At 68.6% G+C, this 15,468-nt stretch carries 16 protein-coding genes and 1 pseudogene; 8 read left to right on the plus strand and 9 right to left on the minus strand.

Annotated features, from left to right (window positions below):
• Nucleotides 1-97 precede the first annotated feature (97 nt).
• From RCR19_RS37715 to RCR19_RS37730, 4 genes are all read left to right on the plus strand, one after another.
• Nucleotides 98-730 (plus strand): isochorismatase family cysteine hydrolase, encoded by a 633-nt coding sequence (locus RCR19_RS37715; RefSeq protein ID WP_331269241.1) that lies wholly within the window; start codon nt 98-100, stop codon nt 728-730.
• 445 nt (nt 731-1,175) lie between these two features.
• Complete coding sequence (locus tag RCR19_RS37720; protein WP_331269242.1) at nt 1,176-1,856, plus strand: flavodoxin family protein; 681 nt, start codon at nt 1,176-1,178, stop codon at nt 1,854-1,856.
• Between the two features lie 104 nt (nt 1,857-1,960).
• Nucleotides 1,961-2,215, plus strand: a complete 255-nt coding sequence (locus RCR19_RS37725; protein ID WP_331269243.1) for a hypothetical protein — start codon at nt 1,961-1,963, stop codon at nt 2,213-2,215.
• Between the two features lie 550 nt (nt 2,216-2,765).
• Nucleotides 2,766-3,668, plus strand: coding sequence for a DMT family transporter (locus RCR19_RS37730; protein WP_331269244.1), 903 nt, complete (start codon nt 2,766-2,768; stop codon nt 3,666-3,668).
• 79 nt (nt 3,669-3,747) lie between these two features.
• Here RCR19_RS37730 and RCR19_RS37735 read toward each other — a convergent pair whose 3' ends face one another.
• The 7 genes and pseudogenes from RCR19_RS37735 to nthB all read right to left on the minus strand — a co-directional run bounded on the left by RCR19_RS37735 (nt 3,748) and on the right by nthB (nt 7,628).
• The gene (locus tag RCR19_RS37735) at nt 3,748-3,942 is read right to left on the minus strand and encodes a hypothetical protein (RefSeq protein WP_331269245.1); all 195 of its coding nucleotides are present in this window, start codon (nt 3,940-3,942) and stop codon (nt 3,748-3,750) included.
• Between the two features lie 476 nt (nt 3,943-4,418).
• Nucleotides 4,419-4,685, minus strand: a pseudogene (locus RCR19_RS37740) (transposase); the annotation flags it as partial.
• 49 nt (nt 4,686-4,734) lie between these two features.
• Complete coding sequence (locus RCR19_RS37745) at nt 4,735-5,259, minus strand: YcxB family protein (protein WP_331269246.1); 525 nt, start codon at nt 5,257-5,259, stop codon at nt 4,735-4,737.
• Between the two features lie 126 nt (nt 5,260-5,385).
• The gene (locus RCR19_RS37750) at nt 5,386-5,763 is read right to left on the minus strand and encodes a hypothetical protein (protein ID WP_331269666.1); all 378 of its coding nucleotides are present in this window, start codon (nt 5,761-5,763) and stop codon (nt 5,386-5,388) included.
• A gap of 265 nt (nt 5,764-6,028) precedes the next feature.
• On the minus strand, nt 6,029-6,385 hold the full coding sequence (locus tag RCR19_RS37755) for a nitrile hydratase accessory protein (RefSeq protein ID WP_331269247.1): 357 nt from the start codon (nt 6,383-6,385) through the stop codon (nt 6,029-6,031).
• Complete coding sequence (nthA, locus tag RCR19_RS37760) at nt 6,382-6,978, minus strand: nitrile hydratase subunit alpha (RefSeq protein WP_331269248.1); 597 nt, start codon at nt 6,976-6,978, stop codon at nt 6,382-6,384. The genes RCR19_RS37755 and nthA overlap by 4 nt, the downstream gene beginning before the upstream one ends.
• Nucleotides 6,978-7,628, minus strand: a complete 651-nt coding sequence (gene nthB / locus RCR19_RS37765) for a nitrile hydratase subunit beta (RefSeq protein ID WP_331269249.1) — start codon at nt 7,626-7,628, stop codon at nt 6,978-6,980. Before nthB ends, nthA begins: the two co-directional genes overlap by 1 nt.
• A gap of 319 nt (nt 7,629-7,947) precedes the next feature.
• Between nthB and RCR19_RS37770 the strand changes: the two genes are divergently transcribed.
• Together RCR19_RS37770 and RCR19_RS37775 are read left to right on the plus strand one after the other, a co-directional pair.
• A complete protein-coding gene (locus RCR19_RS37770; RefSeq protein WP_331269250.1) occupies nt 7,948-8,400 on the plus strand; it encodes a MarR family winged helix-turn-helix transcriptional regulator in 453 nt (150 codons plus the stop codon).
• 504 nt (nt 8,401-8,904) lie between these two features.
• Complete coding sequence (locus RCR19_RS37775) at nt 8,905-9,810, plus strand: NAD(P)H-binding protein (RefSeq protein ID WP_331269251.1); 906 nt, start codon at nt 8,905-8,907, stop codon at nt 9,808-9,810.
• A gap of 137 nt (nt 9,811-9,947) precedes the next feature.
• Here the strand turns inward: RCR19_RS37775 and RCR19_RS37780 are convergent, their stop codons facing one another.
• Nucleotides 9,948-10,607, minus strand: coding sequence for a response regulator transcription factor (locus tag RCR19_RS37780; RefSeq protein WP_331269667.1), 660 nt, complete (start codon nt 10,605-10,607; stop codon nt 9,948-9,950).
• Nucleotides 10,580-11,851 (minus strand): sensor domain-containing protein, encoded by a 1,272-nt coding sequence (locus RCR19_RS37785; protein WP_331269668.1) that lies wholly within the window; start codon nt 11,849-11,851, stop codon nt 10,580-10,582. The genes RCR19_RS37780 and RCR19_RS37785 overlap by 28 nt, the downstream gene beginning before the upstream one ends.
• 382 nt (nt 11,852-12,233) lie before the next feature.
• Between RCR19_RS37785 and RCR19_RS37790 the strand changes: the two genes are divergently transcribed.
• Nucleotides 12,234-12,971, plus strand: coding sequence for an ABC transporter ATP-binding protein (locus tag RCR19_RS37790; protein ID WP_331269252.1), 738 nt, complete (start codon nt 12,234-12,236; stop codon nt 12,969-12,971).
• The gene (locus tag RCR19_RS37795; protein ID WP_331269253.1) at nt 12,965-15,418 is read left to right on the plus strand and encodes an FtsX-like permease family protein; all 2,454 of its coding nucleotides are present in this window, start codon (nt 12,965-12,967) and stop codon (nt 15,416-15,418) included. Before RCR19_RS37790 ends, RCR19_RS37795 begins: the two co-directional genes overlap by 7 nt.
• Nucleotides 15,419-15,468 lie beyond the last annotated feature (50 nt).

A 15,468-nucleotide genomic window follows, 5' to 3' on the forward strand; every position in this document is an offset into this window, starting at 1 on the left:
TATTCATGATGCTCATCATGTAAAGAGCTCAGGGCTGCGCCCCTGACGCCCATGCGGTGCCGACGGCGCCCCTGGACCACACACCGAGAGGAAACCCGTGAGCAATCGCAGCTACCCCCCAGAGCGGACGGCGCTGGTCGTGGTCGACGTCCTGAACGACTTCCTCGCCGAGGACGGAAAGCTCAGCGAGCAGATAGGCCCCATGCTGGACAGGTTGGATCTGCGCGCCCAGCTGGGCCGTCTGATCGCCGGTGCCCGTGACGCCGGCGTCACGGTCTTCCATGCGCCGCACGGCCTGCATGCCGACGCCTTCTCCGGCGTCACACACCTTCTGCCGCGCTTCCAGTTCGCGGTGGACAACCAGGTCTTCTGGGAGGGCACCTACGGCGCCGAGTTCTACCCGCCGCTGAAGCCGCAGGCCGGTGACGTCGTTGTCGGGCGCCACCACATGTTCGACTCGTTCGCAGGAACCGACCTCGACGAGCAGCTCCGCGGCCATGGCACAGAGAAGGTCGTCCTGGCCGGTCTCACCTCGCAGACCTGCATCGAGGGCACGGGGCGGCATGCGCTGGAAGCCGGCTACCACGTCACCTTCCTCACCGATGCCGTGGCGGAGTTCACCGAGGAAGCCCATCGCGCCGCCCTGGACATCTCGTATCCCACCTTCGGGCACGAGGTCGCCACCATCGACGAATTCCTCACCGCCGTCGAGCCCGTCAAGGTCGCCTGACGACCGCTCATCTCCCGATCCGGTCCAAGGCCTCAACTCACCCGGCGTTCCTGCGCCCGATGAACCCACATCGCACCCGCAGCGGACGGCTCACCGGTGATGTGATGGCGGCGCGACGTTGAGGACTTGTCCTCAACGCGGCGCACGGGCCCGGCCCGGAAACTGCGGCAGGATCACAGGCGAGGCCACCTGCTCGCGCGGCTGTTGTGCCGTGGGGCGTTCGCTTGCCGTATCGGACAGCTCCCGTCGGCTGACAGTGACGCAGGTGGCGTACCCGTCCTCTTGCAGCAACCTCTGGTATGCGCCGGAAGCCTCGGTGTGAGTCCTTCTTCCACACATGCTTCGTTGCCGCATCACCCGCCCGTGGTCACATATCCATGTGTCCACCACGGCTTCCCCGGTCCGCACACGCGGACGTGTATCGCACTTCAGATAGGTAATCTCCATGGCTACAGTGGCCGTTGTCTACCACTCCCCGAACGGACACACCCGTGCGCTCGCCGAACACATCGCACAGGGAGCGAAGAGTGTGCCGGATGTCGATGTGCACCTGGTCGAGATCCGCGGCGACCAGGTGTCGGAAGGCCGATGGTCGGACGCCGCGACGATGGAACTGCTCAAGCGGTCCGACACGATCGTGTTCGGCGCGCCGACCTACATGGGCAGTCTGTCGGCGGTGTTCAAGGCGTTCCTGGAGGGCGCGTTCTATCCGTTCCTCGGGCAGGAATGGAAGGACAAGCTGGCCGGAGGCTTCACCCACTCCGCATCCCAGAACGGGGACAAGTTGTTCTCGTTGCAGCAGCTCGCCGTCTTCGCCGCGCAGATGAACATGCAGTGGATCTCGGTCGGCGACTCGGCCGGCAACAACTGGACCGGCGGCACGATCTACGACGTCAATCGACTCGGCTCCTGGCTCGGTGTGATGGGTCAGACCAACGTGGACGAAGGCCCTGACGCGGTCAGCGCGCACGGCGACATGGTCACCGCCGAGCGCTACGGCACTCGCCTCGCGGAACTCACCGCTCGGTGGGCGCACGGACAGGAATACAGGATCCGGCGCCATACGGCGGAGGACTTCCGGGAGATCTCAGCACACAGCGCGGCCGCGGCGGCTGCCCGAGGTTGAGCCGGTCCCCGGTGTTGTCGCCGTCCGCCGGAGCGAGGAGTGCTCCTCGGCGACACAGGGCCGGGGCGTATCGCATGTCATCACCAGAACCAGGGAGATCATTGATGTATCTGCATGTGACAGGAACGGTCACCGACCCGGGCGGGCTGGCTGCGCACGCGGCGGGCGAGGCCCGGGTGCTGCGGGAGCTCAAGGCCGACGGCGTGGTGCTCTCGGCGTTCCGCCGCCACGACCGGCCCGGCGCGTTCCTTCTGGTGGAGGCCGAGAGCGTACAGGACGCCCGGGACAAGCTGGGACGGCTTCCTTATGCGGCAAACGGGCTGCTGACCTTCGAGTTCATCGAGGTCAGCCGACTCTGAACGACGCCGTCCCAGACGACATGCCGGAGGGCTCCCGCAAGCATCCTGCGTTTCGGGAGCCCTCGATGGGGCAGTGCGGTGGTCTGCTGAACGTTCGACGCCGGGTGCGGGTGCGGGTGCGGGTGCTGTTATTGAGCCTCACAGTGCGGTGCCGCACCGGATGGCGGACCATCGGAATGGGAGGGGAGAGGGCTCCCGGCGCCGATCGCGGGCGCACGAGACCTGGGCAGGCCGTGTTCCTCCTGGTCGCCGCCTCCCCCTTCCGAAGCCACCGCTCCGACCGCGGCGCGCAGCAGTCAACCGATCATGGAACTCGCCCTTCGCTCCGGGAGACACCATGTTCCGCGGCACTCCGTGAGTACGAGCACCGGGAACCACCAGCGATTTGTTCCCACGCGTCCTCGCTGGGTACTCGTGTCCGCCGACACGGGTTGATCCTGGAAGTGCCACCGGACGAACGGAGGAGTGGTCCATTGTGCCCCGTCCGATCGGCGGTCGGCAGGCGTCTACCACTGCGTCGAGGAACGACGGTCGGGCCGATGGTCCGTGGGTGACACGGTATCCGGTGTGGAGCATGTCGATCGGGGCGCTGTCCGTATCGGCGTCAGCCGTTCTGCTCGATCTGGCACGCACCTCGCCGGGTACCGCGTCCTTCTACCGATGTGCCCTCGCCCTGCCGGCGTTGCTCGCGCTGTCGGCCGCGGAACGCCGACGCGCCGGCGTAATCCCGAGGCACCGGTACGGGCTTGCCATGTCCGCGGGGGCGCTTTTCGCCGGTGACATGCTGCTGTGGACCCAGGCGATCGGCGAGGTCGGGGTTGGGCTGTCCACGGTGCTGGTGAATGTGCAGGTGGTGATGGTGCCGCTGCTGGCCTGGGCGGTCGACCGGGAACCGGTACCCCACCGATTTCTGTGCTGGCTGCCCGTGCTGCTGGTGGGAGTGGTGTGTACCGGCGGCCTGCTGGAGCAGGGTGCGACGGTGGGCTCCGATCCGCTCCGGGGCACGGTCCATGCGGTGCTGGCGGCGGTGTGCTATTCGGGATTCCTGTACTTGCTGCGCCGCGGGGGTCGCACCGGGCAGGTACGGCAGGTGTACACCGCGGTCGTGGCCTCGGCGACGGTGGTCTCGCTGGCCGCGGGTCTGCTGTGGTACGGGTTCGACCCGGCACCCGGGTGGAGGGTCCTCGGCTGGCTGCTGGCGGTGGCCGCCTGCAGCCAGGTCGTGGGGTGGCTGCTGGTCGCAACCGCTTCCCCGAGGCTCGCCGGCCATGTCGGAGCCGTCCTGCTGCTGCTCACCCCGGGAGGCGCGGTGGCGCTGGGTGCGGTCGTCCTGGGCGAGCGCCCGACTCCGCTGCAACTGGCAGGCTGTGGAGTGATCCTGGCCGGCGCGTACGCCATGAGCCGGGGCGATACGTCGGGCGATGCGCGGGGCGGCAGTCGACGGAGGCGGTGAAGTGATGTGCCGATCCTCGCCGTTCGGCCGGGCGCCGAACATGGCAGAGTTCCGGCCTCGCCACTTCACCGCCGGCCACTCAGCCGTTGCGGCTCACATCCCTGGCACCCGCTTGCCGCGACGCCACCGCCCTCCCCGATACCAGGACAGCGAGGGTGCTGCGCGCTTCACGCCGCAATGTGCCGCGTGAAGCAAAGGTCGCCGTAAGGGCGAGGATGGAGACGGTGCCCCCGTAGAAAACACCGGCAATCGTGGAGAGGAGCCCGATCGTCATCGGGCACGCACCTTTCTTCCCCCGCTCGGCCCACCCGGCTCACGGTCCGGTGCGGGCGTTGATGCGTTTCATGCCCAGCATACGCGTGCCGTCAACTCCCCCTCGCCGCATTGCAGATGGGCGACCCCTCGGCGATCACAGCTCCTCGGGGAACCCGGTGCCGGGAGCCCGTGCACCGCGGGGGAGGGGCCGTAGGCGGTCTCCCGGCATTGGGAGTCGAGCGAACTCGATGGGAATCCGGCAGCGCGGAACTCACCGACCGGGATGGCTGCCGGGGCGAGCTGTCGCCCCTGCTGCCGCCGGGGCCGTCGCCTCCGTGCCGCCCGGCTATGAGCGTGGGTCAGTAACGAGCGAGCGGCGTGCTGGTCGTGATCGATGGGATTGCTCGCGGTCGCCCCCGTCTGCGCCTGTAGAGCTGAGGTTGGGGCCCTGACGGTCGGATGTGCGGCCGGGTAGGGCGGTGACTGACCGGCTGGTCAGGGGGCGAGGGTGGCGAGCCTTTCGGTTCCGGCGTGTCGGAAGAGCTTGCGGAGGTTGTGGCGGGCGGCTGGCGGTCGCCACTCGCCGCGGGCCCCGACCTTGCCGCGAAGGGGGAGTTGCCGGCCGTTGTGGCAGGTCATGACCTGGTCGAAGACGGGTTCGACGATGGTGTTGCGGCAGCCGTAGGCGGCCCTGTCGGGTTTGGTCCGCGGTTTGCGGGCCATGCGTTCCCTCAGTGTGGCGTTCGCCGGGATGCGTCCGCGGAGACCGCGATCATCCCTGAGTGATCACGATTCGTAGGCGGGTTGCCCGTCACTGAGACACGCGCTCCTGAACAACTGGCGCGCCGTTGGGGGGTACCGCACCCCGGCCAGCGACGAATCCCGAGAACTCGGTCAGCTGCTCGGGGGCGAACGCGCGCTTGGGGATCACGATGAAGAGCCGCGGTGACGGGTGAAGTAGGAAGGCTTCGCTTGTCTCGCGGATCTTGACGATGGCAGCCCACTTGAATTCACCACGCTCAAGATCCGTTTCGATCGTGAACCGATTCGCGGTCAGAAGCACTTGCGTGGGCTTGCACAGGCGAGAGGCTTGCTTCTTGACTCCCATCCTTGTGCCGAGTGTCAGCAGCAGGACGTACATCACCCCGACGCCCAGGCAAAGGAAGCCAGTGGAATCCGGGCCGTGGTCACCGCGCCCCAACGTCAGGGCAAGGCCGAGTACGAGAAACACGATTGCGACGGCCCACACGATGATGCGTCTTCGCCGGGCCATCCTGAGGCGGGCATGTATGAGCTCGTCCGGTTGCAGTACGTATGACAGATCGATGTTCACCATGGACCTCCGGGGCAGCGATGATGCGGCATCCTCCCAGCGTGTCCAGGATGCGATCAAGTTTGTACGGCACCCCGAAAACATCGATCGCCGGTGTAGCCGACCCGGGCTCGCCGAAGGCGCGCTTCATCAGCGATCGACCGTCCAGGACGAATCTGGGGGCCAGGCACCCCCGCTCAAGATGTGGCCGAGGATCCTGAACGCCTCCTCAAGCGGCATGGTGTCCTCGTTCGGATACTCGTCGTGCTGACCGTTGGAGAGTACGAAGCCTTCGCTCGATCCGACCGCTTCTGGGTCCACCGCGTGCTCGCCGGGATCTGCCTCGTCGTCGAGCAACGACATCATCGCCCGCTCGTGGTTGGTCACAAAGGCCAGCAGGCGACCGGACGAACTGGACAGCCACGTCTCAAGCTGTCCTTTGTCGATCCTCGCCCGAAGCATCTCCCGCACAGTGTCGGACGAGACGGGCGCACCACTGCCGTCGTCGATCACCCAAGACTCGATCATGCGCACGACGATCCCATAGGCGGATCCAGGAGACGCGCTCTAGGCCTGACGAGGCCTCTGGCTGTGGTACCTGGAGCGCATCGTTCCGCGCGCTGTCGTGTGGGTGAGCACGGTTTCGTCCGACGGGATCGCCAACCTGGCGCGCATCGTCGGGGACGACGGGGTCGATCACGTGGTATGGGGGCGCTGACCGCCGTGGGTCGTTACGGGCGGGTAGGGAGAGTGTGGAACCGCTCGGTTCCCTCCAGGCGGGCGGGTGTTCGGGTCAGTGCGTGTGGTTGTGACCGTCCCGGTGGTCGTGGCCGGGTGGCCGTTGCGCCAGGTCCCGTGTACGTGCGGTGACCTCGTCCGCGGAGACCGTGCCCTGGCTCACGAGCAGGTCTTCCAGGGCGGCAAGCCAGAGGCGGTAGTAGTGCCAGGGCTCGTCGCGAGTCGGCCCGGTCTTCCAGGCCCGGATCCGGGTGACCAGCGCGGTCCGGAACTCCGGCCATGTGAATCCGCCTGCCTCGTACAGGCTGACGGCCATGCCGAAGGCGCGGCTCTCCCACGGCTCCGAGAACACCAACTCGCCATTGGCGCGGGGCGGTGCGGTCGGGCCCTCGATGTCCAGGGGCGCGCTCATGGCGCCTCGACCTTCGCGACGCCGACCATCGCGTCACGGGAGACCAGCGGCACGAGCTCCTCCTCGGTGAGGTGCTCGGTGCCGGCGGGACGTTCGGGCAGTACCAGCCAGCGCACCTCACTGGTGGAGTCGTGGACGGTGATGCGCACGTCGTCGGCGAGTTCGAGACCCATCTCGGACAGCACCGCGCGCGGTTCCCTGACGACGCGCGAACGGTAGGCAGGATCCTTGTACCAGCTGGGTGGCAGGCCGAGCACCGGCCATGGGTAGCACGAGCACAGTGTGCACACCACCACATGGTGCCGGGTGGGGGTGTTCTCCACGACGACGATGTGCTCGCCCTGGGGTCCGGAGAAGCCCAGCTCCTTGATGGCGGCGGTACCGTCCTCGAGCAACCGTCGCCGGTACTCCGGGTCGGTCCACGCCTTGGCGACGACCTTGGCACCGTTGAGAGGGCCCACGTTGGTCTCGTACTCGGTGATGATCCCGTTCATCACCTTGGGGTCGATCAAGCCGCGCTCGGTGAGCAGTTGCTCGAGTGCTTCGGTGCGCAGGGCCGGGGGAAGGTGCTCGCCCGATCCGGTGGTGGTCATCAGGGCGTCTCCAGGTAGGTCTCGTACATCTCCAAGATGAGCGTGAAAGGCTCGGCGTCGGCGCCCCACAGTTCGTGCGAGTCGAACCGCACCGAGTAGACGTGCTGCGGACTCTCCCCCTGGAAGTGGGCGTTGGTGTCAGGCAGCACCGCGGCCGGCTGGACGACCTCGACAACACCGGTGTGCCCCCGCACGTAGCCCGGCAGCCGGGTGTGTCCTGGCACGGACATGTGCTTGGCGCGCACACGCTGGCCCAGGGTGAAGGCAGGGGTGGTGTCCACGGTGCGCAGCGAGCCCTCGGCGGTCGGCGCGTAGTCGGGCCTGGTGGGCTCCGGGGCCGGCGGTTCCTCGACGCCTTCGTCACGCAGGTTGCGGGCGCGGGCTTCGATCGCGCCGGGCGCCAGGACGGCGCTGTCGGTGAGCATCAGTTCGGCGGCGTTGAGCCATCGCCCGTAGTAGCCGTCGTCCAGGTAGGCGGCTCGGCCCAGGCGTTCCTGCGCGTGCCGGAAGGCGTCCGGGTTGATGCCGTCGCATGCGATGCGGCTGGAGAGAATCGCCAGTGCGAACGCCCGGCCTTGCCAGGACTCCTCGAAGACGGGTTCGTCGCGTCTCGGAGGGCGCACCGGGCCCCACCCCCTGGTGCCGCCCATGTCGGCGATACTATCCACGGCATGCTCTCCGATATAGGGACGTAAAGGCTTGAAGTCCTCGAATCGTATGTGGTTCGCGTCGACGTCTCCACGGCACAGGCCGCCCGCGGATCATTCGGCCCCGGCGCCACTCTCTCGGGGTAGTCGGCCGGAGACGTCTGCGGCTAAGCCGTGATCGCGATCCCGTTGGTCACGGACGGGAGTCGACCAGAGACTCCCAGTCAAAGGCCCTGGTCCACGCCTCCTCTCGACGCCAGGGCGCCCTTTTCGGTTTGTGAGCAGATGCTCCTATCATTGAGGGAGAGCCCTGGAGGAGACCATGACCGCTACGTCCGCGAGCCGTGACGATCTGTGCAACAACCTGGCGCTGCGCAAGGCGGCCCGGTACCTCGGTGCGACGTACGACAAGGCTCTGGCGCCCGCCGGTCTCCGAGGGACGCAGTTCAGCATCCTCCAGAGGCTCAGTGCCCAGGGGGAGATGACCATCACCACCCTCGCCGACGTGATCGCCATGGACCGCACGACGATGGCCTCCAACCTCAAGCCGCTTGCACGGGAAGGCCTGGTCACCGTCGAGACGTCGGCGGCGGACCGTCGTGCCCGGATCGTCACGATCACGCCTGAGGGTGTAGCCCGGATGAAGGCCGCACTGCCCCTGTGGGAAGGTGTGCAGGCCCAGTTCGAGGGGAGTTTCGGGGTCGACGACGCGGCCCGCCTGCGCGCGTCACTCGAAGCCGTCCTCCATACCGGCTTCCAGCCCTGGGCGGAGTGAGAAAGGCCCTCTTGCGGGCGGGAGGGTGGAGTGGCGCGAGCACGACGCGTCCGGCGGGACGAGCCGGCCCTCTGTGTCCACCCCTGGTCGCCCACTTCCGTCGTGATGTCGAGAGCCGCGAAGTGGCGGGTGGCGAGCGCGTCCGCACCGGTCGGGTGACCGGTCCGCCGGTCTGGTCGATGGTTGCGGCAGGGCTGTGATCTCAGGTCGTTGACGTGCCGTCGTGGTGGCCGCGCGATCAGTTCGGTTGTGCACGAGCACCCCCGGTGTGACCGGGGGAGTCCCTCCGTGCCTTGCGTTCCCATCGATACGAGCATATGCTCCTAATATTGATGCGTGCACATCCGTGGGCACTTGCGTCGGCTGACCGCGGTGGGCGCACCGGGAATCGGAGCGGCGTCATGGTCGGTGTCTCGCGCCTGATGGCCGTATGTCGCGGGGCCTTCCCACGCACACACATGACTGCTCACCCGGCTACTCAAGAACCTCGAAGGAGACTTACCGATGGTTGCCAGCAACCGTGTCCTGATCGCAGGCGCAGGCGGCGTGGGCCGTACCGTTCTCGAACTGCTCCGAGCCCAGGGCGTGCCCGTAAGGGCGATGGTCCGCCGCGACGACGAACGTGCGGCCGGGTTGCGCGCGCTGGGCGCGGAGGTGGTCCTCGGTGACCTGACCCGGCCCGAGAGCGTGGCGGCGGCACTGGAGGGCGTCGGGCGGATGTACTTCGCGATGCCCGTGTCGCGCGACCACCTCCTCGCGGCGACCGTGGTGGCCACAGTGGCCCGAGAGCACGGTCAACTGGACGCTCTGGTCGGCATGTCACAGATGACGGTCTCGCAGATGACCGCCACCAGCACCGCGGAGTCACATCAGCAACGACTGCACTGGCTGGCCGAGCAGGTGCTGAACTGGTCCGATCTGCCGGTGGTCCACATCCGGCCGACGTCCTTCCTGGACAATCCGCTGTTCACCACACTGGCGGCGCGATCGATCCAGGCGAGCGGAACGATTGCGCTGCCTTTCGGCACCGGGCGCACATCGCCCGTCGCGGTGGACGACGTCGCCCGCGTGGTCGCCACCGTGCTCCGTGAGCCGGCCTCGCACACAGGCAACGTCTACGAGCTCACCGGGCCCCGCACCCTCGACATGATCGAGATGGCCGAGGAGTTCACGCGGGCGCTCGGGCGGCAGGTGACCTATACGGACGTGCCGCTGGACCGGTGGCGGGCCGAGGTGCTGGCGAAGGTGCGTCTGCCGCAGCACATCGAGGACCACATCGCCGTCATGGCAAGCCTGCATCAACAGAATCGCTACGACCGCGCGTCGGACCACGTGGAGCGCGTGACGGGTGTACCCGCCCGGACGGTCGAGGAGTTCGTGGCCGACCGCAGGGACTTCTACCTGGGGTGAGACCGCCGCTTCGGGCGGATGCGACGCCGATGTTCTGCGGAACCACATCGTGGTGACTGATGCCGTCGGTTCGATGACGATCACAGACATACGAGTCGGGCGGAAGGCTGACGACACGGAAGGAGGACCGTTCCGGCTCACGCCCTCAGATAGGCCAGGACCGCCAGGACCCTGCGGTGCGTCGCGTCCGCGGGCGGCAGGTCCAACTTGGCGAAGATGCCGCTGATGTGCTTGCCCACTGCCGCTTCGGACACCACGAGTTCCTGCGCGATCGCGCCGTTCGACCTGCCCTCCGCGATCAGGGCGAGAACCTCGCGCTCACGCGGTGTGAGCCGCTCCAGCGGGTCGCGACGACGGCGCAGCAGCTGGCGTACGACTTCCGGGTCGACGACCGTGCCGCCGCCGGCGACCTCGCGCAGGGCGTCCACGAACTCTTCGACCTGCCCGACCCGGTCCTTGAGCAGATAGCCGACACCCGATCCGTCTCCGGAGTCGAGCAGTTCGGAGGCGTATGCCCGCTGCACGTACTGGCTGAGGACCAGGACGGGCAGGGTGGGTGTCCGCTCCCGCAGACGTACTGCCGTGTGCAGCCCTTCGTCCTGGAATCCGGGGGGCATGCGGACGTCCGTCACGATGATGTCGGGTGAGTGTTCCTCGACAGCGGCGAACAGTGCCTCGGCGTCTCCGACGGCCGCGACGACCTCGTGACCGCAACGGTGGAGAAGGCCTATGAGTCCCTCTCGCAGCAGGACACTGTCCTCGGCCAGCACTATGCGGAGCGATCGGTCGGCCGGCAGGGATCGCAAGGGAACTCCACACTCAACTGGGTCGGTCCGCCAGGGGGACTGGACAGGGTAAGTCTGCCATCGAGGACCGAGACCCGGTCCGCGAGGCCGGTGAGCCCGGTGCCGATCGAGGCATCGGCGCCGCCCCCGCCGTCGTCGCGTATGTGCAGGTGCAGTCGTCCGTCGCGATGGCCGCCGCTCACCTCGGCGCGGCTCGCCCCGCTGTGTTTGGCGATGTTGGCGAGTGCTTCGCAGACCACGAAATACGCGGCTGATTCGACGGACTGGGGCAGGCGCCCCGACAGTTCCAGGGCGACGTCCACGGGTACCGGGGATCGGTCCGCGGCATCGGCGACGGCGGCTTCCAAACCGTAGTCGGCGAGCACCTTGGGGTGGATGCCGTGCACGAGTTCACGCAGCTCCGCGAGTGCCTGGCCCGCCTGGTCGTGCGCCTTGGCGAGTTGGTCGGCGAGTGGGCCCGGGGGTGCGTCCAGCCGTGCGAGACCGAGAGTCATCGTCAGGGCGACGAGGCGCTGTTGGGCACCGTCGTGCAGGTCGCGTTCGATGCGACGTCGCTCCCTCTCGAAGGCGTCCACCAATCGCACACGGGAGCGGGTGAGTTCGACCACCTTGGCGTCGAGGCCGCCGTCGCGCGGGGCGAGGAGCAGCCGGGTCAGTTCGGCCCGTGCGCCGGCGGCGACCCCGAGGGCGTAAGCGCAGGGGGCCAAGAGGACGAGCCCGAGCAGTGCGACACCGAACGCGGTCGGCCAGGTGTTGATGGCCCACTGCTTGAGCACCTTCGTCTGACGGCCGTCGCCGACCGTGGCCATGAGGAGAGGAGCCGCCAGCATGGACAGGGGGAAGAGCAGCGCGACGGTGACCGCGACGGCGTCGACCGGCCACAGCACGCAGGCGAAGAGCAGCGTGTAGCCGAGTTCCTGCCAGGTCGTGCGCTCGCGCAGCCGAGTCGTCAGCCAGGACCAGAGCCCTTCGGCGGGGGGCCTGGTGTGCCGGTCGGGAGCCGGGTCCAGGTCGACGAGGCGTAGCCTGTGCCGTTCCGCCCAGGCCACCGGAATGCCGGCGAGCGCGGCGAGGACGAGCAGCGGCAGTCCCACGAGCACGATGGCGAGTACGCCGCCGACCGCCGCCGAGGTCACCAGCCCCGCCAGCACGACCATGCCGGTCACCATGCCGGTGAGCAGGTATGCGACGGAGCGCCACGGCCAGGGCGACACCAGGTAGCCGGGCCGGGACATGGCCTGCCACACATTCCGAGGGTGCATGGCACTCACCGTAGAAGGCCCGGCGGGGCCCACACCATCGGTCCAGCCGGTGGATCGTGGGTAGGGCCGGCCCTACCCCAGGTCTCGACTCTGCCGCACTGCGCCGAGGTGCCCCCGCACTGTTGTGTTGAGGCACCGAAATGACGAGGCAGACGGCGATCGCATGGGGGCTGGGTTCGCCGCACTTCCTCTGCCGGAACCGGACGAGTCGTCGGGCCGGAACGCCCGACCGCCGTCGCAGACAGACAGTTTCGGGCGCCCGACCGGCTGTCCCGGCAGTGGCCTTCCGGCGTCGTCAGCCGAAGACTCCACCCGCCTGCCGTGCGGGAGGACCGACACTCAACGAGGTGGACAAGTGGTCGATCATGCAATCCAGTTGTGTTCCGTCAGCCGACGGTACGGGTCGGGCGACAGCGCCGTGACGGCGCTCGACCAAGTCTCGCTCTGCTTCCCCGTAGGTACGTTCACCGCCGTCATGGGGCCTTCCGGATCGGGCAAGTCGTCCCTGTTGCAGTGCGCTGCGGGCCTCGACCGGCCCACCTCCGGCTCGGTCACCCTGGGAGGGGTCGAACTGACGAAACTGACCGAGACCCGGCTGACCCTGCTGCGCCGGGAACGCATCGGCTTCGTGTTCCAGACGTTCAATCTGCTGCCGGCCCTGACGGCCGAGCAGAACGTGGCCCTGCCCTTGAGGCTGGCCGGCCGCCGGCCCTCCAGGGCGGGGGTCCGCGAGGCGCTGCGGCAGGTCGGCCTCGGCGACCGGGCGCGACACCGGCCCCATGAGATGTCCGGCGGCCAGCAGCAGCGCGTCGCCCTTGCCCGGGCCCTGATCACCCGCCCCGCGGTGCTCTTCGCCGACGAGCCGACCGGAGCCCTGGACTCCTGTACCAGCCGCGAGGTGCTGGGCCTGCTGCGCGGCATGGTCGACCGCGACGGCCAGACGATCGTCATGGTCACCCACGATCCGGTGGCCGCCTCCCATGCCGACCGTGTGGTCTTCCTCGTCGACGGACGGGTCAACGGCGAACTGGTCGCGGCGAGTGCCGACAACATCGCCGCACGCATGACCAAGCTGGAGGCAGTGCCGTGCTGAGCGTCGCCCCGCGTACCTTGCACACCCGATGCGCCACCTTCGTCGGAGCCTTCGTCGCGCTGTCGCTCGGTGTCGCGCTGCTCACCGTGATGGGCCTGGCGCTCGACTCCTCGTCCGACGCCCCCGGCCGAAAGCCCGAGCGGTTCGCGGCCGCACCGGTCGTCGTCAAGGGGACGGACACCTTGCGGGTGTCCACCCCGATCGGCGAGCGTACCCAGAGGCTCGCACACCCGCGAGCGGTGCCCATCGAAACCGTGCTGAAGCTCAAGGAGCTCGGCACCGTCGTCCAGGACCGGACGTTCTCCGTGAGTGCTGCGGACGGCCCCGGGAACCTGGTGGGTCACCCCTGGTCCGTCGCGGCCTTCGCGCCGTACGAGATCACCGCGGGACGGGCGCCGAAGACCGCCGACGAAGTCGTCGTCAGCGGTGACTGGTCGAAGCCCGGTGAGCGGTTTCGTACCGGCCGCGGCACCGTACGGGTCGTCGGCACCGTCGCCGACCGCGGCTTCGAGAACGCCGTCTTCTACACCGACGCACAAGCCGCCCGACTGTCGCCGATCAGCGTTCAGTCGGCTGTCGACGCCGACGCGGCGGCCGTGCGCAAAGCGGTTCGCGGCGAAGGCGTCGAGGTCCTGACCGGCGATGCGCGCCGTCGTGCCGACCCCGACCTCGACCGGGACCGTGAGGCCATCACCGCGATGACCGCTTTGTTCGGCACGGCCGGCGGTGTCTCCGCCTTTGTGTCGGTGTTCGTGGTGGCGTCCACCTTCGCGTTCACGGTCGCTCAACGGCGGCGGGAGTTCGGACTGTTGCGCACCGCCGGGGCCACTCCGGGGCAGATCCGCCGCATCGTGTTCACCGAGGCACTCGTGGTGGGCGTGATCGCCTCCATCGCCGGCTGTCTGCTCGGCTCCTACGGCGCACCTCGTCTGGCCTCATGGTTGGTCGACGGGGGACTCGCGCCGAGCTGGTACACCATCGGCAACAGCACATGGCCGTATCACCTGGCCTTCTGGACAGGACTGCTCGTCGCCTTGTGCGGCGCGGTCGCCGCGTCCTGGCGGGCCGGACGGACGAGTCCCACCGAGGCGCTGCACGATGCCTCCGTCGACAGCGGGGTGATGACGTGGGGCCGCCTGCTGTCCGGCGCTGCCTTGTTGCTGACCGCGGCGGTCACGATGGGCATGGCTCTTTCCGGCGACCCGAGCGAGTTGCTGCACCGCAAGTCGTACGTGAGCAGGCCCATGCTGCTGATCACCGCGTTCGCGTTCCTCGCACCGATCGTCGTGCGCCCGTCGGTCCGGCTCGTGGCCCGGCTGCCGGCCCGCCTTCCTGGTGCAGGGGGCATGCTGGTGTGCGAGAACGCGGCCGCCGGTGTGCGTCGTACCGCGGCGATCGCCGCGCCCGTCCTGGTGACGGTCGCCCTCTCTGGATCACTGCTGGGTGCCACTGCCACGCTGAACAGGGCGAAGGCCACGGAGACGCGTACGCAGACCACCGCCGCCTTTGTGATCACCGCGGCGAGCGGAGCAGGTTTCGACGAGGTGACACTGACCAGACTGCGTGCCGTGCCGGGCGTCACGGTGTCGCCGACCTCCTCCACCGCCGTCCATGTGATGGAGGACGGTGTGGCGCTCGTCAGGTCCGAGGCCCGTGCGGCGGAGCCCGGCCTGCTCGCGGCCACCACCCGGTTGCCGCTCGCCTCGGGAGAGGTGAGCGACCTCGACGACGACTCGATCATCGTCAACGAGGAGTGGCAGCGGCACACCGTGGGACAGCGCGTGCAGGTGTGGCTCGACGACGGCACGAGGAAGACGCTGCGGATCGCCGCGGTGATGACCACCGGTACCGGCAACAACGGCGCCTATGTCACTCCGCGCAACGCCCCTGGCTCGAGTGTGGACCGCGTCGACGTCACGCCGGCCACCGGCGCCGACGCGGGCTCCGTCGCCGCGGGACTGCGAGCGGCGTTGCGGGACTCGGGTGGCCGGCTGCTCACCAAAGCCGAGTGGGTGCGGGCCACTTACCCGGAATCCGACCCTACGACCCGGCTCGGCTTGATGCTCGTACTCGGCATCGCCCTTGTCTACACGGGTATCTCCCTGGCCAACACCATGGTCATGGCGACCTCGGACCGGGTGCGTGACCTGGCCGTGCTGCGCCTCGCCGGTGCGACCAGGTGGCAGGCGTTACGGCTGGTGGGCGCCGAGGCGCTGATGGTGGTCGTGGTGGGCGCACTGCTCGGGCTGTTGGTCGCCTGTCTCGACGTGGCGGGCATGTGGGGCGCGCTGGGTCTGCTGTCGGTGTGGACATCCATCGAGCTGCCCTGGGCCGTGATCGGCGCTGCGGTCGCCGCCTGTGCCCTGCTGGCCCTGGTCGCGTCCGTCGTCCCGGCTTGGTTCGCCCTGCGTCGCCGGGCCGTGGAGTCGGCGGCCGGACGGGATTGACCCTGGCGGCAGTTGGCGGATCGGAGCCCCCGGGTAGCCGGTGCCCGGGT

Source organism: Streptomyces sp. WAC07094, assembly GCF_036320405.1.
Classification (GTDB): domain Bacteria; phylum Actinomycetota; class Actinomycetes; order Streptomycetales; family Streptomycetaceae; genus Streptomyces; species Streptomyces lannensis.